Annotated in this window: 9 protein-coding genes; 6 read left to right on the top strand and 3 right to left on the bottom strand. The window is 44.7% G+C overall.

The window, feature by feature from the left end:
• Nucleotides 1-9: 9 nt before the first annotated feature.
• From JNK13_02830 to rsmA, 4 genes are all read left to right on the top strand, one after another.
• The gene (locus JNK13_02830) at nt 10-1,485 is read left to right on the top strand and encodes a Do family serine endopeptidase (GenBank protein MBL7661666.1); all 1,476 of its coding nucleotides are present in this window, start codon (nt 10-12) and stop codon (nt 1,483-1,485) included.
• Nucleotides 1,460-2,506: a hypothetical protein gene (locus JNK13_02835; protein ID MBL7661667.1), complete on the top strand. Its 1,047-nt coding sequence runs from the start codon at nt 1,460-1,462 to the stop codon at nt 2,504-2,506. The genes JNK13_02830 and JNK13_02835 overlap by 26 nt, the downstream gene beginning before the upstream one ends.
• 256 nt (nt 2,507-2,762) lie before the next feature.
• Nucleotides 2,763-3,809 (top strand): tRNA (adenosine(37)-N6)-threonylcarbamoyltransferase complex transferase subunit TsaD, encoded by a 1,047-nt coding sequence (gene tsaD, locus JNK13_02840; GenBank protein ID MBL7661668.1) that lies wholly within the window; start codon nt 2,763-2,765, stop codon nt 3,807-3,809.
• Complete coding sequence (gene rsmA, locus JNK13_02845) at nt 3,809-4,690, top strand: ribosomal RNA small subunit methyltransferase A (GenBank protein ID MBL7661669.1); 882 nt, start codon at nt 3,809-3,811, stop codon at nt 4,688-4,690. The genes tsaD and rsmA overlap by 1 nt, the downstream gene beginning before the upstream one ends.
• 27 nt (nt 4,691-4,717) lie before the next feature.
• On the opposite strand, the gene JNK13_02850 is transcribed toward rsmA, so the two are convergent.
• The 3 genes from JNK13_02850 to JNK13_02860 all read right to left on the bottom strand — a co-directional run bounded on the left by JNK13_02850 (nt 4,718) and on the right by JNK13_02860 (nt 6,652).
• Nucleotides 4,718-4,996: a helix-turn-helix domain-containing protein gene (locus tag JNK13_02850; protein ID MBL7661670.1), complete on the bottom strand. Its 279-nt coding sequence runs from the start codon at nt 4,994-4,996 to the stop codon at nt 4,718-4,720.
• A 266-nt stretch (nt 4,997-5,262) separates the two neighbouring features.
• Nucleotides 5,263-5,742, bottom strand: coding sequence for a tetratricopeptide repeat protein (locus JNK13_02855; GenBank protein MBL7661671.1), 480 nt, complete (start codon nt 5,740-5,742; stop codon nt 5,263-5,265).
• Nucleotides 5,735-6,652, bottom strand: coding sequence for a lysophospholipid acyltransferase family protein (locus tag JNK13_02860; GenBank protein ID MBL7661672.1), 918 nt, complete (start codon nt 6,650-6,652; stop codon nt 5,735-5,737). The genes JNK13_02855 and JNK13_02860 overlap by 8 nt, the downstream gene beginning before the upstream one ends.
• A 151-nt stretch (nt 6,653-6,803) precedes the next feature.
• On the opposite strand from JNK13_02860, the gene rpmE reads away from it, so the two are divergent.
• Nucleotides 6,804-7,016, top strand: coding sequence for a 50S ribosomal protein L31 (gene rpmE / locus JNK13_02865; protein ID MBL7661673.1), 213 nt, complete (start codon nt 6,804-6,806; stop codon nt 7,014-7,016).
• 19 nt (nt 7,017-7,035) lie between these two features.
• Nucleotides 7,036-7,584: a TlpA family protein disulfide reductase gene (locus tag JNK13_02870; protein MBL7661674.1), complete on the top strand. Its 549-nt coding sequence runs from the start codon at nt 7,036-7,038 to the stop codon at nt 7,582-7,584.
• Nucleotides 7,585-7,674 lie beyond the last annotated feature (90 nt).

The following is a 7,674-nucleotide window of genomic DNA, read 5'->3' on the forward strand; positions in this document are numbered from 1 at the left end:
AATTTGACTATGAAAATCAGTATTTTAAGAAGTTTTATTATTCTTGTGGCTGTAGTTAATTGTATCTGGAGCGCAAATTCATTTGCCGCAGACACATTTTGGCTTGATAGTAAGGAGCATAAATCTGACGTTCAGTTTCAGATCCCAAGCTTTGCTCCTTTAGTTGAAAAATTAGCCGATGGGGTTGTCAATATTTCAACCGAAGTCAAAGATGAAACACCAAACGCGCAGGGCCTGCAGTTTGGCGGCCAAGGCATGGACGAGTTGCCATTTCCATTCCCATTTCCACTACCACGCAGTCGTTCTAATAAGTCATTTAGCTTAGGCAGTGGTTTTGTAATTTCGCCAGATGGTTATATTGTGACAAATTTCCATGTGGTCGACCATGCGACAAAAATTACAGTTAATTTTAAGGGCAGTAAAAAAACCTATCAAGCTAAAGTAATTGGAAAAGATCAGAAGTCAGACATTGCGCTTTTAAAAATTGAAAAGCCCGACGCTGAGCTCCAATCATGCGTGCTTGGAGATTCGGAAAGCTTGAAAGTTGGTGACTGGGTGTTAGCGATTGGCAATCCATTTCGCTTGGGCCATACCGTTACTTCTGGCATCGTTTCAGCGTTGGGGCGTAAAAATCTTGGTTCTGGTCGAGAGGACTTCATCCAGACCGATGCTTCAATTAACCCAGGTAACTCTGGTGGCCCGCTATTTAATGCTCAAGGAGAAGTGATTGGTGTTAATACTGCAATCTATAGCCCGGGAGCTGCGACTACTGGGACCGGTTTTAATATCGGGATTGGGTTTGCCTTGCCGATCAATGAAGTAAAGAAAATTATCACGCAGCTTAAGCAGAAAGGTAAAGTTACCCGCGGTTGGCTTGGAGTTTTAATCCAGGAAGTTTCCGAAGATATCGCTGAAGCTAAAAAACTTGGAAATCTAGACGGCTCTCTAGTTTCTGATGTTTTAGACAAGAGTCCTGCAGCCGATGCTGGTTTCAAGCGCGGGGATGTGATTGTTGAATTTGACGGTAAGCCTGTGCGTAATAATGAAGATTTGCCTGCAATGGTTGCTGATACTGCCGTTGGTAAGAAAGTCGAGATTGGAGTGATTCGAGAAGGTAAGCGTCTGCAAATTCCGGTTACAATTCGTGAGCTTGAAGATAAGGCCGAAGGCAAGCAGACGAATGAGCCGGTTACTGATGAGAATAAACTAGGAATGATGCTACAGGAGCTGACCCCAGAAATTGCACGAACCCTAGGGATGGATGAGGAAATCGGATTACTTGTTGCGGGAGTTGCTCCTGATTCTCCTGCCCAGGAAGCTGGTATTAAGCGCGGAGATTTAGTGCTTGAAGTTGGAAGCGTTCCTGTGAAAAGCTTAAGTGACTTTGCTGAAGCGACAAAGTCACTGGAAAAGAAGAAACCGATTTTGCTTTTAATCAAGCGTGGTCAGAATACGATCTATGTCACATTACGCTTTGAAGAGTAGTTGTTTGAATTTAAGGTATTTTTTAATTTTTGCCGGCGTTTTTTGGCTGAGTGCTTGTGGTGAAGCTAAGCCCGACATTTACGAGGATCCCGAGTCGTTTTGGGATTCAGTGGCAAAAACCATTTATGGTGAGAAGAGCAATGATGGCAAGCTTGAAGCTGTTTCTGATTCACAATTAAAGAAATATTTTGAACGCGGAGCTTATTTGGTCCGTGCAGCTGCAGCCTGCGGAATGTGCCATGCCGCAATCGACAGTCAATTGCCACGTGGAGATGTGCATGAAGTGCTAAGCGGCGGGCGCGTACTTGAAGATCAATTTGGGCCGCTCGTCACTGCAAATATTACCCCTGCTACGGGAACTGGTATAGGCAGTTGGACCCCAGAAGAAATATCGCGCGCAATTCGCTCTTCACTTGGCAAGGGAGATCGAGCATTGTCGCTGGAGGCGCATCTAAGCTATCGCTGGCTTTCCGATCAGGATATGCGGGCAATTACAGTCTACCTTTTGAGTCTCAATGCAGTAGAGCGAGAAATTCCAAGACGCGAACTTGGGTTTTTTGAACGCAAACGCTGGGGGCTATTTTCTAGACATGAAGAAGTGCGAGGCTATGTGCCAACTCCGGCAACTGTAAATAAGCAAATCTACGGGAAATATTTATACAATAATGTTTCTCAGTGCGTGCTCTGTCATGGAGCTCAAGGAGCTGGTCCAAGTGGTAGTGGCTCAAGTTTATGGACACTAGTTTCTAACCTATTTGCACCAAATGAAATTGATGCTGCTACGGAAGCTTTAATTGCTAAGCCTAGCGCAGAGCAGGTTAAGCATCTGGAGCAGGCAGATTTTCCACTTCCTGGACCTGATATTAGAGGGGGAGCCAGTGGGCGCCTGGCCTCATGGACAACAGAAAATTATCTAGAGCATTTCGCCAAAGGCCGCTCTTTGGGCTGTCCGGTTGAGTATTACAACAAGATGACTGCGGAAGATCAGCAGTCATTGGCAGAGTATTTGAAGGCCATGTAGAGTGTCAGCCTTAGGCTTGCACTTGACCTTCTCCTTGTCTGTTTGCCAACGCTGAACCTGCGTAAACCCGATTTGAATCTTGTTCTTCCCCATGTTTTGTGGGCAATTGTCTCTTGTCCCGTCCTCAATCGAGGTCAAGCTAATTAAGAAAGAGAAGAGGGGGTAAGGTTATGTATATGTTCAAGCCGAAGAAAATAATATTACCGATCTCTACTCCTGCTTCCATTTTGGATTAGAAAAAAGTATTAGTCTGATCATGCTCTTAGCGATCGAGACTAGTTGTGATGAAAGTGCTGCGGCTATTTTTGACATGCCCGCAAAGCCAGGTCCGTATCGTGATTCCTTGCTGGCAGAAGTAGTCTCTTCGCAGATAAAATTGCATGCGGCCTATGGAGGCGTTGTTCCAGAATTAGCTGCACGTGAACACCTTAAAAATTTACCACTTGTTGTCGAGGAAGTATTTAAGCTAGCGCAGGTACAAGCCGAGAAAATTAGCCACGTGGCCGTGACCTATGGTCCAGGGCTAAATATTTGCCTAATGATTGGTCTGGCGTTTGCAAAAACTTTTGCAAAATCTGTTGGCGCACAATTATTGCCAATCAATCATCTAGAGGGTCATTTAAGAGCAATTCATCTTGAATACGAGGCTTCGAGAGCTTCTTACCCGCGGCTCTATCTTTTAGTCTCTGGTGGACATACTGCCTTAATTTTGGAATCTAAATTTCGTGTCTATGATTTAATCGCCCAGACCCGAGATGACGCTGCAGGGGAAGCTTTTGATAAAGCCGGAACTTTACTGGGGCTTGAATTCCCTGGTGGGCCGCAAATTTCTAAACTCGCAGAACTAGGTAACGCAGCAAAAGTTCCACTACCGATTGGCGTTAAAGCCGATCCTACGAGCTTTAGTTTTTCTGGATTAAAAACTGCACTGCGTCGTGAAATTGAAATTCGGGGCAGCTTGACTGGACAAGACCAAGCAGATTTAGCAGCTGCTCTACAGGCTGCAATTGTGACGGCGCTCTTAAATAAAACTGAGCAGGCGTTGCGTAAGTATCATCCACGACAAGTTATTTTGACAGGTGGAGTTGCGGCAAATCCGTCCTTACGTGCTGGACTTGAGCTTCTGGCTGGGCAGCAGCTTGCGCAATTTATTGTTCCAAGTCGTCAATGGTGTACAGATAATGCTGCGATGATCGGAGCCTGTGCATTGGATCTTTTAGCTGCTGGGCAAACATTCCCTGATTTTTCTGTAGGACCAACACCGTCCCTTGCCTTAGAATTCATCCAGCCGAGTGCGAGATAATGCAGCGCCAAGAAGTAAAAGCTTTACTGGCTAGACTCGGCGTTAAGCCCTCTAAGGGCAGGGGGCAGAATTTCCTTATTGAACCGGAAGTTGTCGAAGATCTCCTGCAATTTTCACAAATCTCAGCTGATGCTGAGTTGATCGAAATCGGACCTGGGCTTGGAGTATTAACTGAGAAGTTAAGTAAATTAGTAAGTACTCGTCAGCGCAAAATACTGACGGCAATTGAGGTTGAGCCAGAATTTGCAACAAACCTCAGGCAGCGCTTTGGAAATCTAACCGTAATATGCGATGACGTAAGAAATGTGAACTTGCCACTTACACTAGATTCTGCGCAAGCTAAGTATTATCTTTTTGGAAATTTGCCTTATTCGCTCTCGTCATCGATTCTTGAATGGGTAGTCACGCAGCGAGAGTATATCGAGGGCGCTGTGTTTCTACTGCAACGCGAATTTGTTGAACGGATTTCCGCTCAGCCTGGCTCACGAGCCTACGGCTCAATCAGCGTATTTCTTCAACGCTACGCATTTCTGGATGCCGGAAGCGTGGTCTCCCCGGAAGTTTTTGTGCCTGCTCCAAAAGTTGATTCGCAGATTGTACGACTGCGCATGCGCGCTAAACCTTATCCTGAGCTCAAAAATGAAGCCGTATTTGAACGGATTGTGCGTGCGGCTTTTTCAGCGCGAAGAAAAACTCTAATTAATTCACTAATGCAGTCGAGCTTTGTGAGAAATGCTAATTTTGCTACGCAACAAAATACTAAGGCCACCTTGCAGGCGGCCTTAGTGGAGGCTCAAATCGACGAGCAGCGTCGAGCGGAAACTTTAAGCTTAGACGAGTTTGCTCAACTTGCAGATAGTATTAAGCGTCAAGGTTTTTAGCTTGCGCTTAATTTGTAAATCCTGCGTCTACCAGGAATTTTTACTAGTTTGAGCTGTCGGCTCACTGCCCATTGCAGCCATGTCTTCTGCAGCTGCTTCTCCGCGATTTTTCTTGAAAAACTCTTCTGGGATTGGTCCGATTAAGTTTTCAACTGAATCGCAGCGAATTCGCCAGTCAGCGCCAACTTTAAATCCGTCGATCGCCCCGTCACGAATCAATTCGTAAACTTTTGGGCGTTGAATCCGTAGTAATTGTGCAACTTCTCTTACAGTTAAAAGCACAGGTGTTTTTTTCTTCTGGTCCATTTCAACCTCCTAATTTGAGTCAGGCCTAAAAGCGAGTTTTAATTCTGACCCACAAAACCTAAATTAGAGCGTAGTTACCGACTCTCAGCTTTGAATGCTGCGTAATGCATGCTGAATGAATCTATTTCGCTCACATATAACTTTCGGGATAATGCAGACTTTTCTTAAGTAATATTATTTCGATCAGCCCTACGAGATTCTCGTAGGGCCCAATGTTTTCAGGGGGTTAGAGTTTTGGAAAAAGCGGAAAATCTTTTAAAGCCGAGCTATTTTGCGATGCTTTTATTGCGATCTTCAGCAGCGAGCATGGCTTTATGCACGCGGTCGATATCGACATCAAAAAGCAAGGGGTCAAGGTCGTGATAGATTGTCAGTAAGTCAATTGCTTCATCGTATTTACCTTCCTGTTGCATGTCACTGGCGATGTCGCGATAGCGAAAAATCAGTGGTTCAGCCGGAACTTGATTCGCCCGTGCTTCGTCGTAACTGCCCAGTGCTCGTTCGTATTGCTTCTCCTTGCGGTAGAGGTCGCCAATTGTGATTAGATAATAGTAGGGATTTTCCTCGGCAGGGCGTTTTTTGTCGCGCAGGCGCCGTTCCATGTGGGTACGGTAGTAGGCTCGCGCTTTTTCATAATCTCCCTGTTGTTCGTACATGCGAGCCTGCGTTAAATCAGTTTTAATTGCGCAGCTATTCAGAACAAGCGTTGCGATGATTGTAAGGTAAATAAAAATTCGATTACTCACTGTCTTTTGCTCCAGATTTAAGCCAACTGATGTATTCTGCCGTTGAGCGTGGGAATACGCCAGGCGCTGTGTAGTCAATGCCGGGGCGCCTACGCCAACGCCTGTGCCACCAAATCCACTGCTCAGGATAGAGTCGGATCATTTCCTCAAGTTTCTCGGTATAGGCATAAATTGCAGCACTTAGTGCGTCAGGTGCCTTTGGGTCAATTTCAATTTTTGTAATTCGAATGTAATACTCAAGTGGAGCTCGGCGCACGATAAAAATCGGACAAAGTGTATTACCATAGCGAATACTGAGATCGACAAGGGAACTTGGATAAAGTGCAAGTTTACCGAAGAAAGGAACAAATGTCGCCTCGGCTTGGATGTCTTGGTCAATTAGTAGGGATAATAGAGAAGGCGATTTCAGCACGCGAATAATTTGCTTCATCGAGATTACGCCTGAGCGCCCGATGGAAACAAGCTTGTGACTGTCCCTTAGTTTTTGAATCAGCCAATCGGCGATTTTGTAATTGGCTTTGCGATAAACAGGGGCAACGCTATAGCCAGTTTTCGAAAAATAAGCTGCAAGGATTTCAATTGGTCCAAGATGCCCACTCATGGCTAAGACTGCCTTGCCAGATTTTATTCCTTGCTCAAAATGTTCAAGTCCATCAACTGTGAATTTGCCGATTCCTGGTTTAAGAATTAATTTTCCGCAAATTGCCTCAGCGACCATTTCGCCGGCATGCATGAAACTTTCGCGCGCAATGCTAGTAGTAGTTTTACTTGTCGCTAGATAAGTTTTGCAAAAATCTAATTGTGCGATGGCAATTTGAAACTCACGCTTCGAGGAGTAGGAAAAAAGCAGGCCGACCATGCGCCCAAGTCGGGTAAAGCAATACAAACAGATTTTAATTGCTAATTTCATCAGAGCTATTGTTGCAGAGTGTGAGCAAAAGATAAAAATAAATAAATACAACTATTTACGCAGTGATTTGCCCGAGAAAATAGCAATTATTGCTAAAATTATGGCTTTCGACTATGAATCACGCCTCGAAATAATAAGAGATTAATTAATCATGAAAGCAGATATCCATCCAAATTATCAAGATTCAGCTGTGACTTGCAGTTGTGGAAATACTTTTAAGACACGCTCAGTTTTGTCTGAGATTAAGCTTGCAATTTGCAGCGCTTGCCACCCATTTTTTACAGGCCAGCAAAAGTTGATTGATACTGCAGGACGCGTTGATCGCTTCAATAAGCGCTATTCCCGCACGACAGCTGCTAAGTAATTATTCAGCAAAATTTTTTGTGCGCTTAGCAGTTTGCATAGCGTTGCCACTGATCTGCTTGCTCGCGGCATGCACCGGCAAAGACTCGAACACTGAAGAAATAGAATTAGTTGCTAACACGCAGGCCCCCAGCTTCGAACTGAAAGATCTGCAGGGTCAGACACGTTCATTACAATCCTTTGCGGGTAAAACAATTTTACTCAATTTTTGGGCGACTTGGTGCGGGCCTTGCATTGCTGAGATACCAGCACTCATCCGGTTGCAAACAAAGCTCGGTTCGGAAAAATTCCAAGTACTGAGTATCAGTGTTGATTCTGACCCTCAAGCACTAGCGGGTTTTATTAAAGCCAACGCAGTTAATTATCCAGTCTTAATCGACCCTGATTATCAAGCTGTAAGACGCTATGGAGTGCAGGGCTTCCCCGAAACGTTTATTATTGATCGTGACGGGCGATTGCAGGCAATTGCTGACACAGAAGAGGGGAGGTCATTGGTGCGCATAGTGCGTGACCGTCCGTGGGACTCAGAGGCTTATCTGAAGATCCTGCAAGAAATTATTGCTAAATAGACTTCTTTTGAATTAGGATTTTAACAGCAGCTCAGCTTCTTGATATGATTGAACAAATAAGGAAATTTTTTAAAAATTTTCAATGTTTTA

This window comes from bacterium (assembly GCA_016786595.1).
Classification (GTDB): domain Bacteria; phylum Bdellovibrionota_C; class UBA2361; order SZUA-149; family JAEUWB01; genus JAEUWB01.

Excerpts from the sequence above, each read along its gene's own strand:
- JNK13_02860 (MBL7661672.1), bottom strand. The coding sequence starts at position 6,652 with ATGAAATTAGCAATTAAAATCTGTTTGTATTGCTTTACCCGACTTGGG.
- JNK13_02850 (MBL7661670.1), bottom strand. The coding sequence starts at position 4,996 with ATGGACCAGAAGAAAAAAACACCTGTGCTTTTAACTGTAAGAGAAGTT.
- JNK13_02830 (MBL7661666.1), top strand. The coding sequence starts at position 10 with ATGAAAATCAGTATTTTAAGAAGTTTTATTATTCTTGTGGCTGTAGTT.
- JNK13_02835 (MBL7661667.1), top strand. The coding sequence starts at position 1,460 with ATGTCACATTACGCTTTGAAGAGTAGTTGTTTGAATTTAAGGTATTTT.
- rsmA (MBL7661669.1), top strand. The coding sequence starts at position 3,809 with ATGCAGCGCCAAGAAGTAAAAGCTTTACTGGCTAGACTCGGCGTTAAG.
- tsaD (MBL7661668.1), top strand. The coding sequence starts at position 2,763 with ATGCTCTTAGCGATCGAGACTAGTTGTGATGAAAGTGCTGCGGCTATT.
- rpmE (MBL7661673.1), top strand. The coding sequence starts at position 6,804 with ATGAAAGCAGATATCCATCCAAATTATCAAGATTCAGCTGTGACTTGC.